Here is an 18432-nt window from a genome sequence, read left to right as displayed (position 1 = left end):
TTCGGACCGGTTTACGGACGAGCGACCGCGCACCGACCCGCGGACGCGTCGCTCAGAAAGACCGGCGGACGACTCGCGCGACGTGCGCGCTCGTCGGCGGTATCGCCCGCGCCATCGCCGCGGTCCGAACGTAGTGGCCGAGGTCCCGGGCCATCGAATCGACCGGCAGCGCGCGGTCCGTGTTGTACCGCTCTATCTGCTCGTCGGCGTACTCGACGACGCTCGCGACTCCGGGGAGTTCCGCTCGGTTGAGGTGACGATGCTCGTCCGCCGCGAGGGCGTCCTCGATGGCCCCGATAGCGCGCTCGCGGAGCGTCCGCAAGTCCTCGGCCGCCTCGACGGCGACGTGTTCGTCGGCCGCGACCCGCTTCCGGAGCGAGTCGAGCGCGCGAAGTCTGACGAGCGTCCCGTGGGCCGAGAGGACCGCGTTCGCGTACCTGCGGGTCCGGTCCTCCACGCCGGGGTCGGTCCGGCGGGTCACCTCCTCTGCGAGTTCCCGAATCGCGGCCCCGACCGGCGTCCCCTCGACGTCGCGGTCCACGAACGCCGACAGGTCGTCGGATTCGGCGTCCGGGAGTCGGTCTCGCCGTCGTCCGGCGACTCGCCCGAGCGTCGATCCGGCGGCGACGAGTCCGGACTCCAGGTCGGAGAGGTCGTCTCCGGTCGCCCGGAGTCGTTCGTAGAGGTGGGCCGCACCGTCTATCGAGGCCCTGGCGACTTCGAGGTTGCCAGCCAGTTCGCCCACGGCTATCGGGTCGTTCCGGCCGCGTCGGTCGCCCCGCACGGCGTTCTCGACGTTGGTCGTCGCGTTTCCGACCCGACGTTCGATGGTCGCGTGGACGAGTAGCGCCCGAATCGGGTCGCTCCCGAGGTAGTCCCACCGATAGCGGAATCCGTCGAGCGCGTCCGAGACGTTCTTCGCGGACTTCCGGACGTCCGTCGGCGAGAGTCCGTCTTCGATGGCCTTCCAACCGGCGGCGACCGTTCTGGCTTCCCCGCGAGCGCGGTCCACCGTTTCCATCGCCTCGAACGCAGACGCCGCGCCTTCGACCGACGAGATCGTCTCCTCGGTCGCTTCGTACTTTCCGGTGAGTTCCGACCGAATCGCCCCGTTGGGAATCTCCGCGGCGTCCAACGATGCGGGCACCGACGAGAGGAGTTCTCGGGCGCGGGCGACGCCGCTGTCGAGGTAGGACTGTCGAATCTCGACGGGCACCGTCTCGGGAACCGACGGGGGTTCCGTCTCCGGAAAGTCCCGAAGCGCCGCGCCGTCGATTTCGGTCGCGTCGTCGGTCAGCGGATTCCCGCCGAGGGCGTTGCAACCGGCGAGTGACGCCGCGCCCGCGAGCGCGAGGAACCCCCGGCGCGTCCGGTGGCCGTCTCCACCAGTCATCTGTCCGCCTCCGTCCGGGTTCGGGTCGTCGCGCTCTGGCCCGACTTCGACTCGGTTCGAGTCGGTTTCCGGGAGTTCGTCGGCGTTCCGGTGCGGTTCGTCCGCGCCGACGGACTCGAAGCGTTCGACCCCGAACCCGACCGAGACTGCTCGGTCGTCGTGCGCAGCGAGGGCGGGTAGCGACAGCCGTTGCTATTCGTTCCGGAGGAGTACCCCGACACCCGCTCCGGGTCGAGCGCGTCGGGGACGCGAATCAGCCTCACGGTCGCGTCCTCGGCGTCCGTGCGACACGCGACGTCGGCGTCGCGGTAGTAGCGTCCGTACCGCGTTCCGACCTCGGTCTCGGACCACGTGATGTAACAGAGTTTCAGTCGGAAGCACTCCCGGACGCGGTGGCGTTCGAGAAACAGCGTCTGGGATTCGAAGTCGGTCTCGGCGACGAACTGCCGAGCGTCGTCCGCGCCCTCGACGTCGGCGAACCGGAGGCGGTCGGCCGCTTCCGCGGTCGCAACGAGTCGTCGTTCGCGGTGGGTCGCGGACGGAGTGGACGACTCGTCGCCGTCTGACGCGGTGGTCCCCTCAGATGGGACCCACGCGAGGGCGTCCGCGTCGGAGTCCCGGAGCGTGACGAACTCGGGGTCGCGGACGACGTTCTCTGCTCGGGGGCGGAGGCCGAGCCGCTGTCTGTCGTCGAGTCGCTGCAACCGGCGAGACCCGTGAGGAGGGCGACCGCTCCGTGGAGGACGCGTCTGCGCGAGAGGGCGGGCATACCATCACGAACAGGACAACGCGCGGACATCAATATTCCGAAGACGCGACGGTGACGGGAGGAGTTGTCACCCACAGTTAAATCCCCGCAGGCCCTCGGTTCTCGTATGACTTCGACGTGGCGGCAGTTGCTGCCGCAGTTTCTGATAATGCTGCTGTTGTACTTCGCGGGCGTCTTCGTGCTGGAGGCGGCCGGTATCGGCGGGTTCGTTCCCCGAATCGCCGTCGCGCTGGTCGTCGCGTTCGGCTACCCCGCGGCGCTGCGGCGACTCGACCGCGCGCCGCCAGCGTGGGAGCGGTGAGACGTATTCCGACCGCGGCGCGTCGTCACGACCCGTGACGGAACTCGTCCACGATTCCGTGGGTTCCTGACCGGTCTTCTGGAGAGCGATACCGTCTGGTCAAGCAGTCAGGTCGAGAGCAACGCGACCGCGCCGACGGCGAGCGCGATGCCCGCCGCGTCGCGCGTCGTGAGAGAGTCGCCGAGGAAGAGAACGCCGAGGACGGCCGCGACCACGAAGTAGAGCGCGGTGACGGTAGTGGCGACACCGGCGGACCCCCGCTGGAGCGCGACGTAGTAGCTTATCGCGCCGATACCCGAGAAGAGGCCGCCGAGCGCCGCGTAGCCGACGCCGACCGACGAGAACGCCGGACGCTGCCCCTGCGCGAGGACGTACACCACGGCGACGCCGATACCAGCGACGTAGGAGACGACCATCGCCACTTCGGGAGCGAGCGACCGCGTAGCGAAGTCGGCGAACACCGCCCAGAGTCCCCACGCGAGCATGGCGACGAGCGCGAACGCGAGTGCGGTCTGAGTCATACCAGTGCGGTCTCGCGGCGGTGACGTATAGCCACGGGGTCGGGAACAGATAGGTCTCAGTCGGGGGTGTCGTTCCGTGTCGGCATCGCAATCGCTTCTTCTCGCCGAGTTCGTCGGGAGAGAGTTCAGCTGGAGCCGACGAGTACGGGACGACACTCCCGACGCCACGGTGGAGTGACCGACAGTTCCCATAAATATCCAACAGGTACGGCCTACGTCGCTACAGACGGCCCATAACAAAGCGAATCAGGCCCCGAGGGACGCGCATGCGAACACTCGCAGTGACACTGGTCCTGTTGGTCGTGGGCGCAGGGGTCGCAGCGGCCCTCCCCGCGGCCGCGGACAGTGACCCGAGACCCCGAGACGCGGTATCCGAGACCCGAGACGCACCGTCGGTCCGGGCAGACCACCCGGTCGAAGACGACGCTCCGGCGAACGGGACGCTCGCAGTCGAAGCGCGCGAACCGCCGACGCTCCCCGAGCGGTGGCAACGCACCTACGGCGCGAGCGGCGACGACATCTTCGCCGACGCGGTTCGGACCGACGACGGCGGCTACCTGCTCGTCGGGTGGACCGGCGGAGAGAACCGCGACGGGTGGGTCCTCAAGACGGACGGCGAAGGGCGGAAGCAGTGGGCCGAGACCCTCGGCGGGTCGGGCACCGACCGGTTCTGGGGCGTCGCGCGGACCGACTCGGGCTACCTGCTCGCTGGCCGGACCGACGACGGCGGCGCGAGCGGATGGGTCGTCGAGATGAGCGCCGACGGCGAGACGCTCGAAAAGCGGACCCTCGGCTCCGGGGCCTTCTACGCCGTCGAGCGCCGCGACGCGGGCGACGCGACCGGCTACCTGCTCGCCGGGTGGACCGACAGCGACGGAAGCACGGCGGGGTGGACGGTCGGACTCGACGCGAACCGCTCCACGGCGTGGCAGGAGAGCCACCCGGTCCCCGAGGGCTACGACGCTGGCTACCTCCGGGCGATCGTCCCCACCGACACGGGCTACTACCTCGCCGGGAAAATCGAGGGCGACAGCGACGACGCGTGGGCGCTCCGACTCGCCGCCGACGGCACCCGCGAGTGGCAGGCCACGGCGGGCGGCCCGAGCAGAGACGACGTGTGGGCCGCCGCGTCGGCCTCCTCGTCCGGACCGAACGCCTCGGACGCGGACGCTGGCTTCGTCCTCGCCGGGGAGACCGAGAGTAACAGTACCGGCCCACGAGACGGATGGCTGGTGAAGTTCGGTCCCGACGGCACCGTCGAGTGGGAACACAAACCCGGCGGCGAGGGGACCCAGTGGCTCGATTCGGCGATGCGCACCGACGAGGGCTTCCTGTTCACCGGCGGGTCCGACGCCGGGCCGAAGGGGAGCGTGGACGGCTACGTGCTGGCGACCGACGCCGCGGGCGAGAGCGAGTGGCAGACCTACTACGGAACCGACGGCTGGGACAAGCCGTGGCCCGCCATCCGCGCCCACGGCGGAGGGTACCTGCTCGCCGGACAGACTTCCGGCGACGGCGCGACGGCCAGAGACGGCTGGCTCCTCCGAATCGGCGGCGAGTCGGCGTCCGAGACGAGAACGACGAGCGAAGTGACCGCAGACGGCGACGGCACCACCGACGAGGCGATGCGTGGCGACACCGCCACGGCCACCGCGACCTCCGAAGGACCTATCCCCGGATTCGGCGTCGGCGCGGCGCTGGTCGCGCTGGCGGGTCTCCTGCTGGCCGCCCGGCAGTGGGAGTCGAGGTGAACGCGTCCGAGTGAGCGCGACGACAGTCGGTCGGCGGCACAGCAGACTCCGCGCCGACCGCAACGCCTGCTATCGATAAGCCGACCCTGTCGCCCGGACAGGGCCGGGCAACGCGACGTTACGCACTGCTTGCGCTCCCCATAACAAAGGCCGGAGGTGGGGTACTCCGCGGACGAGACAGAATGACACCCGGGGAGGGAGGCGACACGACACGGCGGCGGGACGCGCTGATTATCGCGTGGCTGTTGGTCGCCAGTAGCGTCGTCGGCGCGAGCGGACTCTCGCTCGCGGCCGGGGGAACGGTGGCCGGGGGTGCAGAGAACGCCGGTGAAGCAGTGTCCGGAAGCGCGGCGTCCGGTCACCCTGCGAGCGCGGGCGCGCCTGCATCCGGAAGCGCAAGCGCGGGCGCTCCCCCGAGCGAGGACACCGACGTTCGCGAGGACGCGTCTTCGCAGGCACGGGAAACCGCGGAGGCGAGACAGGGCGCAGAGGCGAGACGGGGGAACGCGGGGACGAGTGAGCAGGACCCGGCGACCAGATGCGGCCGGGGCGCGATTCCGCGCGGACCGGCCGGGGCCGCGAACCTCTCGGACGCCGACGCCGAACTCTCCGGGGCGGCGAGCAACGACCGCGCCGGGTGGTCGACCGACTCCGGGGACGTGAACGGCGACGGCTACGCCGACGTACTCGTCGGCGCGCCGTCAAACGACTCCGCCGGGAGCGACTCCGGCGCGGCCTACCTCTTCTACGGTCCGGTGAATCTGAGCGAAGTCGAACTCGCCGAGGCGAACGTCACCTTCCGTGCGCGAGCGCCCGGCGAACACGCCGGGTTCGCGGTCGAACTCGGCGACCTGAACGACGACGGCCACGCCGACGTGTCGGTCGGCGCGCCCCTCGCGGACGCGAACGGCCCGAATTCGGGCGCGGCATACGTCGTCTACGGCGACGCGGACCTGCCCGAAGTAGTGAAACTGAAGTACGCCACCGCGACGTTCTACGGTGCCTCGGCGGGCGACCGGGCCGGTTGGGCGCTGGGCACGATGGCGAACGCGAGCAACGGGAGCGCGGGCCTGCTCGTCGGCGCGCCGTACCACGACGGGGTCGCCGACGACGCAGGTGCCGCCCACCTGATGTACATGCCGCGCGTGGGCACCTACAGCCTCGAAACCGCCAACGTGACCTACCTCGGGGAGGCGCGCAACGACTACGCCGGGTCGGCGGTGGCGGCGCTCGACGCGGACGGCGACAACGGGAGCGACGTCCTCGTCGGCGCGCGCGGCAACGACTCGACCGCCACCGACGCGGGCGCGGCCTACCTCCAGTACGGCCCGCAGTTAGCGGGCGTCTCCCTGCTCGTGAACGCGCCGGTCAAGTTCCGCGGACCGGCCGAGGACGACCGGGCCGGGTTCTCCGTGGCGGACGCCGGAGACCTGAACGACGACGGGCGCGACGACGTGGCTATCGGCGCGCCGTTCCACGACGTGCCCGCCGACGACGCCGGTGCGGCCTACGTGGCCTACGGGGGCGACCTCTCGGGATTGGTGAACCTCTCGACCGAGGCCGACGCCGCGCTCCCCGGCGAGGCGGCGAACGACTACGCCGGGTGGTCGGTCGCGGGCACGGGTGACGTGAACGAAGACGGTAACGGCGACCTGCTCGTCGGCGCGCCGTACAACAACAGCACCGCGAGGAACGCCGGAGCGGCCTACCTGCTCTACGGCTCTCAGATAGCCGAGCGCCACTCGCTGTCGGGTGCCCACGCCAAGTTCAGCGGCGAGGTCAGGGGCGACCTTGCGGGGTTCGCGCTGGCGGGCGGCGACGTGAACGACGACTCGGCGACCGACCTCTCGGTGGGCGCGCCGTTCACCGACGGCAGCGTCAACACGGGGTCGGTCTACCTCGTAAAGGGCGACTGCCCGCAGAAACCGGCGGAGGCGAACACGACGACAACGACAGAGACCACGACCACGGCCGAGACTACGACGACCACCGCGACGGAGACGACGCCCGAACCCCTCCGGATTCGAGTCGCCTTCGACTGCCGGAAGGCGACCGTGGCGGCCGAGCAGTACACCCGCGTCGTCCTGACGTTCGCCGACGGCGACAGGCAGACGGTCTCCGGCGTCTTCAGCGGGACGAACACGTTCTCGGGCACCGGTGAGAACGCGGGCGAGGTCGTCACGCAGGTCCGGGTGTACAACGGGCCGAACCGATTCGAGGTCCGGCGCAGCGACGCGAGCGGTTGCGAACCCGCCACCGAGCGACCGGACGAACCGTTCGTGCCGAGGATATTCTTCGTGAGTTGCGAGAAGGCCGTAGTGCAGGCCGACGAGTTCCGGTCGGTGACGCTGGTGTTCGCCGACGGTGACCGCCAGACCTTCCGCGGGAACTTCCGGGACCGCGCGGAGTTCGTCGGTACCGGCGACAATCAGGGCGAGGTGGTGAAGTTCGCCATCGTCAGGGGACCTGACGACGAGTCGGTGACGCGCCGGAACCCGAGTTTCGAGGCCTGCGCGCGACCGGAGACGACGACCACCACGACCACGACGACTGAGACCACCACGACCGAGACGCCCCGACCGCTCGAACCGGAGTTCGACTTCGCCTGCGAGGAGGTGGCCGTGACCGCCCACAGGTACGACGCCGTGACGCTGGTGTTCGCCGACGGCGACCGCCAGACGTTCCGCGGGAACTTCCGCGGCCGGAACGTCTTCTTCGGGACCGGAGACGACCGGGGGAAGGTCGTCGAGAGCGCGATAGTCAAGCGCGACGGCGAGACGGTCTCCGAGGAGAACCCCGACTTCGAGGACTGCGTGGACCGCGACACGACGACCACCACGACCACCACGACGCTCGAACTGCCGACGACGACCACGACGGAGACGACGACAATCACGACGACCACGGAGGAACCGGGGCCGCCGCCGAACGCCCGTGCTTCGTCGCCGGACTGCGAGCGACTGCGACTGGCGAACCCGACGACCGAGCGCATCACGTTCTCGGTGACGGGCGAGTCGGGACTGACGAGAGTCGTCATCCTGAACCCGGGACAGGTCGAGACGTTCGCCATCCCGACGGGGACCTACCGGGTGCAGGCGAAGGCGGGCGGTCTGGTCGAACCGACGCGGCCCGCGACGGTCAACGGGGACGAGATAGCGACCATCAGCGTCGAGGCGTGTCCGACGCCGACGACAACGACGACGACCGAGACCACTACGACCACCACCGAGACGACTACGACTGAAACCACTACGACCCAGACGAGAACGACAACTACGGAGACCACGACTACTACCGAAACCACCACCGATACGACAACGACGACTCCGACGACGACCGAGACCACCACCACGACTACCACTGAGACGACAACAACGACAACTACGGAGACCACGACCGAGACCACCACCACCACGACCCCGACAACAACGACGACAACGACGGAGACACCGGAACCGCCGAACGTCGAAGTCCGTCCGGAGGAGTGCGAGGCGTTGACGGTCGAGAACCCGAGCGACCGGAACGTGACGGTCAACGTCACCGGCCCGGACGACGCCACGCGCGAGTTGGTGGTCGGTCCCGGCGAGAATCGGTCGCTCTCGAACCTGACGCCCGGCGACTACGCGGTCCGGGCGTGGGTGCCCGGCGGCGTCGACGTCGGCGGAGACGACGAGGCGGACGAGGACGACCGCGGCGCGGCGACCGTCAACGGCGAGGAGACGGCGACCGTGAGCGTCGCCGACTGCCCGAACGTCGAGGTCGAGTCCGCGGCCCCGAGTCGCTGACCGTCAGAAATCCGACCGACGTGAACGTGACGGTCAACGTCACCGGACCCGGCGACTTCGCCGAGACGGTGGAACTGCGGCCGGGCGACGAGGAGACGCTCGACGACCTGCCAGCGGGCGACTACGCGGTTCGCGCCCGGACCGGGTTCGTCGGCGAGGAACCGGGGTCGGCGACGGTCAACGACCGCGCGACCGCGACCGTCTCCGTGGCGGCAGCGACGACCACAACGACTGAGACGACTACCACGACTACGACTGAAACGCCAACAACGACCACGACGACCGAGACGCCCACGACCACGACAACGACGGAAACAACGACGACAACAACAGAGATAACGACTACCACGACCACCACGACCGAGACGACAACAACGACAACCGAGACCACTACCACGACGACTGAGACCACGACGACCACCGAAACTACCACTACAGAGACGACTACGACGACCACGGAGGAACCGCCCGCGGTGAACGTCGTCGCCGCGAGCGACGCCTGCGAGGCGTTGACGCTGCGCAACGAGGGCCAGCGCGCGGTGCGAGTGAGCGTCTCCGGGCCGGACGAGTTCGCACAGGAAGTGACGGTGCCGCCGGGTCAGTCGCGCGCGCTGACCGACCTCGATTCCGGAGAGTACGTCGTCAGGCCCACCCGCGAGGGCGCGACGGTGAACGGAACAGAGAGCGTCTCGGTCGCCGTCGCGGACTGTCCGACCGCTGCGGACGAGGAGACGACGACCACTGGAACCACGACTACCACCACCACGACCACTACAGAGACTACCACGACCACCGCAACCACGACGACAACGGAGACCACTACGACGACCCCGACGACGACAACCACCGAGACGACTACGACGACTGAAACGACCACGACTGAGACGACTACCACGACAGCCGAGACCACTACGACGACCGAAACGACCACAACTACGGAGGAGACGACCACGACCGAAACGACCACTACAGAGACGACTACGACCACCGAAATCCCCGCGCCGACCGTCACGCCGCGTCCGGTCGCCGGGTTCACCGGGTGTGAAGAGGACTTGAGCCTCGAACGCGGACTGACGCTGACGTACGAAGGCGGCGAGTTCACCAGCGAGAACGCCACTCGGGTCGGGACGAACACCTTCCGGTTCACCGTCGAGGGCGAGACTCACGAGGTGGAGTTGGTGAACGTCGAGCGTAACGAGGAGGGCGAACCGGTCTCGGTGACCTTCGACTCGACGCTCCGCGTGGACGCGGTCGTCGTCCGCGGCGGACCGGGTGCGAACGTCTACGCGTTCCCCGATGGCGTCTCAGGGCGGGCCGAACTGCAGGCACCCACGAACCAGAACTCCGGCCGACCGTTCGCCATCGAGGAAGTCGCGTTCTGCTACGACCCCGAGACGCCGAACGACGCGGACCGGACCGACGGAGCCTTCGACCTCGCGGAGTCGCTCGCTGGCGAGGCGACGACCGCGCTGGTCGGTCTCGCGGCCGCGGGGACGCTCGTCGCCCGACGACGGTGATGCGAGCGACGAGACAGTTCAGGGTGAGAGAGGCAGAGACGGCACGGCCCGACTCGGCCACCGGCGGCGACTCACAGCGACACGTCGGACTCTCGAATCAACCGGCGGACGTGCCCGAGCGAGTAGGACACGCCGAACTCGCGTTCGACGAACTCCCGCACGAGTTGGGCCGTCCACGACGACGCGTCGAACCCGTACGCGGCGGGCGAGTCCGCGAGGGCGTCGAACAGCGCCTCGCGCTGGTCCGCGTCGAGTTCCGACGGCCGTCCGGGTCGGTCGTCGTCCTCGACGGCCTCTGCGAGCGGTTCGTCGGCGATTCGGTCGAGCCAGTAGTACAGCGTCGATTCCGGGACGCCGTACCGCTCGGAGAGAACCGAGACCGGCACGCCGTCCTTGTAGGCGATGGCGACCATCAGGCGCTTCGCCGCCTTCGCACTCTCGACCGCGTCGAGTTGCTGCTGGAGCGACGAGAGCGGGACACCGTCGAGTTTGTCCATCAACGTGAACTTTCACATTTTCGGGGTTTAATTCTGTCTGTTCTCGTCCGGTCGGACGTGGGGTGATTCCACCGACAGCGTCGCGACGGTCGAGTTCGTGTCGGGCTGGCGACGTTCGGGCGGGCGGCGCGTTCCCGAGGATTTAGGCCGTGGCCTGCGTAGTCGGCGAACATGGAAGTCACCGACTACGAGTTGTTCGAGGTTCCTCCGAGATGGCTGTTCCTGCGACTCGAAACCAGCGACGGCACGGTCGGGTGGGGCGAACCGGTGGTCGAAGGCCGCGCCCACACCGTCAGGGCCGCCGTCGAGGAACTGTTAGAGGGGTACCTGCTCGGCGAGGACCCCCTGCGAATCGAGGACCACTGGCAGACGTTCTACCGCGGCGGGTTCTACCGCGGCGGTCCGGTCCTGATGTCGGCCATCGCGGGCATCGACCAAGCGCTCTGGGACATCAAGGGCAAGCACTACGGCGCGCCGGTCTACGAACTGCTGGGCGGCCGAGCGCGCGACCGCGTCCGGGTCTACCAGTGGGTCGGCGGCGACCGCCCGGCGGACGTGGGCGAGGCCGCGCGCGAGAAGGTCGAAGCCGGATTCACCGCGCTCAAGATGAACGCGACGCCCGAGATGGAGCGAATCGACTCGCCCGCGAAGGTCCGCGAGGCCGAGGACCGACTCGCCGAGGTCCGCGATGCGGTCGGGGAAGACGTGGACGTCGGCGTCGATTTCCACGGCCGGGTCGCCAAGTCGATGGCCAAGCGACTCGTCGCCGCGCTGGAACCGTACGAACCGATGTTCGTCGAGGAACCCGTCCTCCCGGAACACAACGACGCGCTCCCCGAAATCGCGCGCCACACCTCGACGCCCATCGCCACGGGCGAGCGGATGTACTCCCGGTGGGACTTCAAAGAGGTGCTGGAGGACCAGTCCGTGGACGTGATTCAACCGGACCTGAGCCACGCCGGGGGAATCACGGAAGTCAAGAAGATAGCGTCGATGGCCGAGGCCTACGACGTGGCGCTCGCGCCACACTGTCCGCTCGGTCCGATTGCGCTCGCGTCCTGCGTGCAGGTGGACGCCTGCACGCCCAACGCCCTGATTCAGGAGCAGAGCCTCGACATCCACTACAACGAGGAGAGCGACGTGCTGGACTACCTCGCGGACCCCTCGGTGTTCGAGTACGAGGACGGCTACGTCGAACTCCCGGACGGTCCGGGTCTCGGCGTCGAAATCGACGAGGCGGTCGTGCGCGAAGTGGCGGGCGAGGTGGACTGGCACAACCCCGTCTGGCGACACGACGACGGGAGCGTCGCGGAGTGGTGAGATGCCCGAGCCACTGGACCCGTTTCCGGAGATTACGGACGAGACCGACCGCGAACTCGTCGCGCGACAGCAGGAGGCGGTACGCGAACTCGACGGCGTGACCGTGGACGGTCTGGTGTACGAGTACCGGACGCAGTTCCACCGCGACCCGCTCGTCACCCAGAGCGAGACGGCGTACTACCTCTCGGTCCGGGACCACGTCTGGTCGGAGTTCGCCGAGCGAATGGGACTGAGTGACGACGAGCGAGAACGAGTGAAGCGGGCGCACGCCGAGCAGTTCGCGGCCAGCGTGGGCGAGGAGGCCGAGGGCGAGGCGATGATTCTGACGAAGGAATAACTCGTCGCGACGGGTGACCCGCCGCGACGCGTTCCCCGCCTCCGGCCCACAGGATAACGTCGGCCGACGGCGTAGCCCGGAGGACCATGCGACACGAGATAGCGTACCGGCCGACGTTCGCGCAACTGCGGGTCTCGCTCGACAGGGGAAGCGGTCCGGGCCGAGTCGGGGGCGATGCTGGGTCACACCCGAGGCATCGACATCGAGACCGGGATGGGCGGCGGCTTCCTCCAGTCGCTCAAACGGTCGGTGCTGGGCGGCGAGTCGTTCTTCCTGAACCGCTTCGTCGCGCGGGAACCGGGGTCGGTGACGTTCGCGCCGCGGCTTCCCGGCGACGTGATTGCCCGCGACCTCGGGACCGAACCGCTGTTCGTCCAGTCGAGTTCGTTCCTCGCCGGAACGCCCGAGGTGGAACTCGACACGAAGTTCGGCGGGTTCAGGACCTTCTTCGCGGGCGAAGGGCTGTTCCTGCTCAGACTCACGGGACCGGGGAGCGCGTTCCTGTCGAGTTTCGGGGCAATCGACGAGGTGCCGCTGCGCTCGGGCGAGCAGTTCGTCGTGGACACCGGCCACGTCGTCGCGTTCGAGTCCTCGACTCGGTACTCGGTCCGGCGCGTCGGCGGTCTTGCGTCGACGGTCCTCAGCGGGGAAGGACTGGTCGTGGAGTTCGAGGGACCGGGGACGGTGTGGACCCAGTCGCGGAGTCCCGACGCGTTCCTCTCGTGGATATCCGCGAACGTGTCGGGCGGTGGCGTCGTTCCGGTCGATTACTCGTCCGACAGGGCCGGACCCGCGGGCGACGCCCCTGCGGGACGGAACCCTCACCGGTCCGCCGGGGACCCTCGAACGCCAGCGGGCGCGGCGGACCGAAGTCCGCGAGGTCACCGGGCGGGGGTCGAGGGGCTTCTGGCGGAGGTCCGCGAAGGAGTCCGCGTCGGAGCGACGGCGGACGCGGTGGTCGCGGGAGCGGCGGTGGACCCGGGGATAGGAGCGGAAGCAGTAGACGCGGAAGCAGTGGGACCCGCGAGCAGTCGGGGGGTTCCGGCGGGCGGGGAGCGGGCGGGCGTCGGTGAGGTTCGTCGCGGAGAGCGGTGTCAGTCAGGTTCACTCGGGAATCCGGCGGCGCTCGAAGGAAAGCAATCAAGCGTGGGGCGGCCGAACGCGACCCTATGAACAGATTCGAGGGCGACGCGGTTCTCGTCACCGGCTCGACCAGAGGCATCGGCGAGGGCGTCGCGAGACGATTCGCACGCGAAGGCGCGTCGGTCGTCGTGACGGGACGAACCGCCGAAGACGGCGAAGCGACCGCGGAAGCGATTCGGGAGTCGGGCGGCGACGCCACCTTCGTGCGGGCCGACATGCGCGACCCCGACGACATCGCGGCGCTCGTGGACGCGACCGCCGAGGAGTACGACGGCATTGACGTGCTGGTGAACAACGCGGGCGTCGAGACGAACACCTCGGTCACCGAGGCGACGATGGACGACTGGGACCTCGTCCTCGAAACCGACTTCCGGGCCTACTGGCTGACGGCCAAGCGCGCCGTGGAACACATGGACGAGGGGGCTATCGTCAACGTCTCCTCGAACCACGCGTTCGTGACGATGCCCCAGATGTTCCCGTACAACGCGGTCAAGGCCGGAATCGACGGGATGACTCGCGCGATGGCGCTCGACCTCGGACCGGACATCCGCGTCAACACCGTCAACCCCGGGTGGGTCGAAGTGGAGCGCACCGAAGCGGGTCTCTCGGCGGAGAAGCGCGACCACCTCGAATCCATCCACCCCGCGGGACGCATCGGCGACCCCGAGGACGTCGCCGGGGCGGTCACCTACCTCGCCAGCGACGACGCCGCTTACGTGACCGGGACCAGTCTCCTCGTGGACGGCGGCCGGACCGCGGTCATGCAGGACGACACGCTCCCCGAGTACAACGCCGATTGACGTCCACCGAATCCGACGGGAGGAACGTACCGAATCCGAGTGGATAGCCAGCGCTACAACTCCACGTTTTTACAGTCTAAATCGTGAAACTTTTCTGGTAGAAACTCGACCAGTAGACACGTCGAACCGGAGAGCGGGGGAGTTACCACCACGCATGAACCCAGACACACCGAGCCTCACGGAGCGCGCGCCGTCACTCGACCGAGACGGGCGTGCGGCGTACCGAGTACCGTCCACCGACTGGAGCGTCAGCACGGCCGTCGTCGAGGCCGTCGCCGAGGTAGCGGACCGTGACCCCCTCGCCGAGAACTTCGTACTGTACGACGCGATCGACCCGGACGCACTAGACTGTATCTTCGCGGACCACGGAAACGAAGCGTCCCGAACGTCGGGTCGCGTCGTCTTCGATTTTCAGGGATGTCGTGTCGAGGTCCACGCCGACGGTGACCTCGTCGTCTTCGAACCCAGCGACAGTGAGGACGTGCGCCGGTCGAGCGCACAGTCGGTGTGACGTCGCGCGACCGGAGTGAGCGACGCGCAACGACGAATACCGTGGTGAAACGGTCGGAATCAACATACGAAAGGGTAATCACTCCCTGCCCGAACCCTCCTTCAAGGAGCGATTACCGAATGGCCGCCACCGACAACGTCACGTTCTGGGAGATGTTCCGCGACCTGCCCGTCCGCACCACGGTCGCTACCGTCGTCCCCCTCTTTCTCGGTCTCGCACAGTTACTCAACGGATACGTCCACGGAGTGCCGATGGTCCGCGTCGCCGGGTTCGCCGCCGGGATGGTCATCGCGGCCGTGCTGGTGACCCAGTATCAGCTCGTGGAGTACAATCGCAAGGAACTCCAGCGCGAGGTCTTCGGCGACGAGTGAGTCCGCTCACGACTCGGGGTCGTGGCGTTCGAACCACTCGCGCAGTTCTCGGAGTCGGTGAACCGCACGGTCCGGGTCGCCGACGTTGTGGTGCTCGTCGGGGTAGACGACCAGTCTCGCGGGCACGCCCTGCTTCTTGACGCTGACGTACAGTTGCTCGCTCTGGGACGGCGGACACCGCCAGTCTTCGCCCCCCGCCGTCACGAGCAACGGCGTCTCCACCTCGCCGACGTCGATGATGCTGGAGGCCACGTCGTACCCCTCCTCGTTCTCCCACGGCAGTCCGAAGTCGTTCTCCCACCAGACGTGACTGTCGTCGGTGCCGAACGCCGACCGGAAGTCGTAGACGCCGTGTTCGGCCGCCGCAGCCGCGAAACGGTCGCTCTCGGCCACGAGGTAACCCGTCGTTATACCGCCGTACGAGAACCCGGTGGCGAAGCATCGGTCGGGGTCGGCCCAGTCGCGTTCGACGGTCGCTTCGACCGCCGCCAGCACGTCGGCGGTCTCGCGGGGTCCCCACTCGCCGCGAATCTGCTCGCTGAACGCCTGTCCGTAGGACGAACTGCCCCGGTAGTTGGTCCGGACGACGACGTACCCCTGCCCCGTCAGGTAGGCGTGTTCGAAGGAGAACGTCGGCGCGTCGTAGGAGATTGGACCGCCGTGGATGGAGGCGACGAGCGGTCGCGGGGAGGGGTCGTCGGCGTCGAAATCGTCGGGGAAGTAGGCGATGGCCTCGACTTCGTCGCCGCCGGACTCGAACGTGAAGCGGCGCGACTCCGGCGCGTGGCGGCCCGCGAGTAGGTCGTCGTTGAGGGCTGTGAGACGCGTCGGTTCGGCGTCTCCGGTCCCCACGTCGGTACCCGCTTCGGTGTCGTCTCTGGACACGGTGTCGTCGAGGTCGGCGGGGTCCGCGGCGAAGAGGTCCTTGCCGTTCTGCGGGTCCGAGAGGACGACCGCCGCGGTTCCGCCCCGCGCGTCGAACCCCTCGACGGTGCGGTCCCGTCCCTGCGCGCCGAAGGTCCGCTCGGGGTCGCCGTCCTCGCGGAAGCGCGCGAGGCGGGTCAGTCCCTCGTCGCCGATGGCCGCGAGCAGGTCGTCGCCGTCCCACGAGAGGCGACCGTATCGGGCGACGGTCCGGTCGAGGTCGCCGGACCACGACTCGTAAGCCGCCGTTTCCGCGTCGGCGACGAACACCTCGGACGGCCGGTACCAGTTCTCGGGGTCGCCGCCGACGAACGCGAGTCGGTCCCCGTCGGGATGCCACCGGAGTCCCCCGGCTGTCAGGTCGGAGTCTGTCAGTTTCCGGAGGTCGGACCCGTCGGGGGCGACGGTGTACACGTCCATCACGTAGTTGTCGTCGGGGCGGTCGGTGCGATTCGAGAGGAACGCGATGCGGCTACCGTCGGAGTCGCCCGACGGGCCATCGGTCGCGCCACCCCCGACGACACCGTCGGTCGCACCCGGCGACCACGCGGGTTGGAGTCCCGTCGCCGGTTCGCGCGCCCCGCCGCCGTAGGCGTCGTCGAGACGCTCGGTCTCGCGGGTGTCGTAGTCCACGACGAAGAGGTAGGTCGTCACGTCGTCTAACCAGCCCTGTCCGTCGAACTTGTGCTGGAGCCGCTCGGTCACGACCGGACCGTCCTCCTCCCGGCGGTGTTTCAGGTACTCGCGCTGGTCGTCGGTCGGGTCGCGGGCCGCGACGACGAGTCGCTCGCCGTCGGGACCCCAGTCGAAGCCTTTCGCGCCCTCCTCGAAGTCGGTTATCTGGCGCGCGTCGCCGCCGCGTTCGAGGTCGAACGCCCAGACCTGCGGCTTGGGTTCGTCGGTCGCCCCGTTCTCGGTCCCGTTTTCGGCGTCTTCGTCGCCGTCCGCTTCGCTCCGGGGGTCGTCCTTGCTCTCAGTGTCCTCCTCGCTCACGGTGTCCTCCGGTTCAGGGTCGCCGTCTCCGTCGGGGGAGCGCGTCACCTCGATTTCGGCGTCGGTATCGCGAGCGGCGGTGAACGCGAGTTTCGACCCGTCGGGACTCCACGCCGGGGCGCTGGCGTCGGAGGCCCGCGAGAGTCGGTGGGAGTCGCGGCTCCCGTCGGTCGGGGCGACGAACAGCGAACTCCGGCGGTCGTCCTCGGCGCGGTCGAACTCGTCGGCGACGAAGGCGACCCGAGTTCCGTCTGGCGAGACGGCGAGGTCGGTCAGGAGCGTCAGGTCGTAGAAGTCCTCGAGTTCGAGGGGGTCGCTCATGTGGAACGCGTCGCGGGCCGCCTCCTTGAGCGTGTGGGGAGAGGCAAGACGGGATTCGGGGAATCGACTCGCCTGCCACTATCTATTACTCGGTGCGAGTGCGATGTAGTGGTAGATATGGGGGACATCGACGTAGCGATTGGTGTCGATGCGGACTGCGTGGCTGGCTGGCTCGGGTCGTACGGTGGCGCGGACTCACCGGCCGACCTCTCGCGCGGGCTTTCGGCGGGCAACGAGGGGATTCCGCGGCTCCTGCAACTGTTCGAGGACGAGGACGTCCGGACCTCGTGGTACGTGCCGGGCCACACTATCGACACGTTCCGCGACAACGTCGAGGAAGTCGCCGCCGCCGGGCACGAACTCGGCGTCCACGGATACTCCCACGAGAACCCGACGGACCTGTCGCGCGAACAGGAAGACGAGATTCTGCAGGTCTCGATGGAGCTGATAGAGGAAGTGACTGGAGAGAGACCGGTCGGCCATCGGGCGAGTTGGTGGGAGTTCAGCGAGAACACGCCCGACCTCGTGGAGAAACACGACTTCCTCTACGACAGTAGCCTGATGGAGCGGGAGTTCGAACCGGGATGGATGCGGAAGGGCGACGAGTGGACGCCGATTCAGTACGAGGAAGACGCCGAGACGTGGATGGAGCCGTACGAGTACGGCGAGGAGACCGACGTGGTCGAGATTCCCATCAGTTGGTACCGCGACGACATCCCGCCGATGCTGTTCATCAAGCAACCGCTCTACCACGCCGGGTACAAGGACCCGCAGATGATGTACGAGCAGTACTACAGAGCGCAGTTCGACTTCCTCTACGACCGTCGCGGGGCGGGCGTCTACACCTTCACGATACACCCTGACCTCCACGGTCTCCCGCACATGATTTCGCACCTCGAAGAGTTCATCCAGTACGTGAAGGGCCACGAGAACGCCGAGTTCAGAACTCTCGAAGAGATCGCTCGCAAGTACAAGGACGACCCGTCGGTCTACGAGAGCGACGGAGAGTACGTCTGAGTAATCGGTACCTATCGGCTCGATTTCTCGGGCGGTCCGTCTCAGACTTCGAGAATACTGCACCGGCCAGACAGTTCCGCGTCGTCGCCACGAGTGCGTAGCCACGGTATCCAGAGACTCACCAGAGTCACCTGCATCTTAGCGTGACGAAGGTGAGCGTT

General features: G+C 68.3%; 15 protein-coding genes and 1 pseudogene. 11 read left to right on the top strand and 5 right to left on the bottom strand.

Annotated features, from left to right (window positions below; genetic code table 11):
• Nucleotides 1-52: 52 nt before the first annotated feature.
• Entirely contained in the window at nucleotides 53-1393 is a 1341-nt protein-coding gene (locus NGM06_RS20485; protein ID WP_254270264.1) for a hypothetical protein, read from the bottom strand.
• Complete coding sequence (locus tag NGM06_RS20480) at nucleotides 1390-2097, bottom strand: hypothetical protein (protein ID WP_254270263.1); 708 nt, start codon at nucleotides 2095-2097, stop codon at nucleotides 1390-1392. The genes NGM06_RS20485 and NGM06_RS20480 overlap by 4 nt, the downstream gene beginning before the upstream one ends.
• Nucleotides 2098-2268: 171 nt before the next feature.
• Here NGM06_RS20480 and NGM06_RS20475 point away from each other — a divergent pair, with 171 nt between their 5' ends.
• Complete coding sequence (locus NGM06_RS20475; protein ID WP_254270262.1) at nucleotides 2269-2463, top strand: hypothetical protein; 195 nt, start codon at nucleotides 2269-2271, stop codon at nucleotides 2461-2463.
• A gap of 107 nt (nucleotides 2464-2570) precedes the next feature.
• Here NGM06_RS20475 and NGM06_RS20470 read toward each other — a convergent pair whose 3' ends face one another.
• Nucleotides 2571-2984 (bottom strand): EamA family transporter, encoded by a 414-nt coding sequence (locus NGM06_RS20470; protein WP_254270261.1) that lies wholly within the window; start codon nucleotides 2982-2984, stop codon nucleotides 2571-2573.
• Nucleotides 2985-3250: 266 nt separating this feature from the next.
• On the opposite strand from NGM06_RS20470, the gene NGM06_RS20465 reads away from it, so the two are divergent.
• The 3 genes from NGM06_RS20465 to NGM06_RS20455 all read left to right on the top strand — a co-directional run bounded on the left by NGM06_RS20465 (nucleotide 3251) and on the right by NGM06_RS20455 (nucleotide 10037).
• Nucleotides 3251-4735, top strand: a complete 1485-nt coding sequence (locus NGM06_RS20465; RefSeq protein WP_254270260.1) for a hypothetical protein — start codon at nucleotides 3251-3253, stop codon at nucleotides 4733-4735.
• Nucleotides 4736-4917: 182 nt separating this feature from the next.
• Nucleotides 4918-8520, top strand: coding sequence for an integrin alpha (locus tag NGM06_RS20460; protein ID WP_254270259.1), 3603 nt, complete (start codon nucleotides 4918-4920; stop codon nucleotides 8518-8520).
• A gap of 26 nt (nucleotides 8521-8546) precedes the next feature.
• On the top strand, nucleotides 8547-10037 hold the full coding sequence (locus NGM06_RS20455) for a hypothetical protein (protein ID WP_254270449.1): 1491 nt from the start codon (nucleotides 8547-8549) through the stop codon (nucleotides 10035-10037).
• A 71-nt stretch (nucleotides 10038-10108) separates the two neighbouring features.
• Here the strand turns inward: NGM06_RS20455 and NGM06_RS20450 are convergent, their stop codons facing one another.
• Nucleotides 10109-10534 (bottom strand): helix-turn-helix domain-containing protein, encoded by a 426-nt coding sequence (locus tag NGM06_RS20450; protein WP_254270258.1) that lies wholly within the window; start codon nucleotides 10532-10534, stop codon nucleotides 10109-10111.
• 171 nt (nucleotides 10535-10705) lie between these two features.
• On the opposite strand from NGM06_RS20450, the gene dgoD reads away from it, so the two are divergent.
• The 6 genes and pseudogenes from dgoD (at nucleotide 10706) to NGM06_RS20420 (ending at nucleotide 15016) form a co-directional block, all read left to right on the top strand.
• Nucleotides 10706-11854, top strand: coding sequence for a galactonate dehydratase (dgoD, locus tag NGM06_RS20445; RefSeq protein WP_254270257.1), 1149 nt, complete (start codon nucleotides 10706-10708; stop codon nucleotides 11852-11854).
• A gap of 1 nt (nucleotide 11855) precedes the next feature.
• Complete coding sequence (locus tag NGM06_RS20440; RefSeq protein WP_254270256.1) at nucleotides 11856-12191, top strand: DUF8048 family protein; 336 nt, start codon at nucleotides 11856-11858, stop codon at nucleotides 12189-12191.
• A gap of 86 nt (nucleotides 12192-12277) precedes the next feature.
• A pseudogene (locus tag NGM06_RS20435) lies at nucleotides 12278-12920 on the top strand (TIGR00266 family protein); the annotation flags it as partial.
• Nucleotides 12921-13360: 440 nt separating this feature from the next.
• Entirely contained in the window at nucleotides 13361-14134 is a 774-nt protein-coding gene (locus tag NGM06_RS20430; protein WP_254270255.1) for an SDR family NAD(P)-dependent oxidoreductase, read from the top strand.
• A 154-nt stretch (nucleotides 14135-14288) separates the two neighbouring features.
• Complete coding sequence (locus NGM06_RS20425; RefSeq protein ID WP_254270254.1) at nucleotides 14289-14645, top strand: HalOD1 output domain-containing protein; 357 nt, start codon at nucleotides 14289-14291, stop codon at nucleotides 14643-14645.
• Nucleotides 14646-14764: 119 nt separating this feature from the next.
• The gene (locus NGM06_RS20420; protein ID WP_163522981.1) at nucleotides 14765-15016 is read left to right on the top strand and encodes a hypothetical protein; all 252 of its coding nucleotides are present in this window, start codon (nucleotides 14765-14767) and stop codon (nucleotides 15014-15016) included.
• A 6-nt stretch (nucleotides 15017-15022) separates the two neighbouring features.
• Here NGM06_RS20420 and NGM06_RS20415 read toward each other — a convergent pair whose 3' ends face one another.
• Nucleotides 15023-17254 (bottom strand): alpha/beta hydrolase family protein, encoded by a 2232-nt coding sequence (locus NGM06_RS20415; protein WP_254270253.1) that lies wholly within the window; start codon nucleotides 17252-17254, stop codon nucleotides 15023-15025.
• A gap of 117 nt (nucleotides 17255-17371) precedes the next feature.
• Between NGM06_RS20415 and NGM06_RS20410 the strand changes: the two genes are divergently transcribed.
• A complete protein-coding gene (locus NGM06_RS20410; protein ID WP_254270252.1) occupies nucleotides 17372-18271 on the top strand; it encodes a polysaccharide deacetylase family protein in 900 nt (299 codons plus the stop codon).
• Nucleotides 18272-18432: the final 161 nt, after the last annotated feature.

This window comes from Halorussus aquaticus, assembly GCF_024218795.1.
Lineage (GTDB): Archaea > Halobacteriota > Halobacteria > Halobacteriales > Haladaptataceae > Halorussus > Halorussus aquaticus.
The sequence above is the reverse complement of the archived record's forward strand: the minus strand, read 5'-3'. Positions and strand labels throughout refer to the sequence as shown.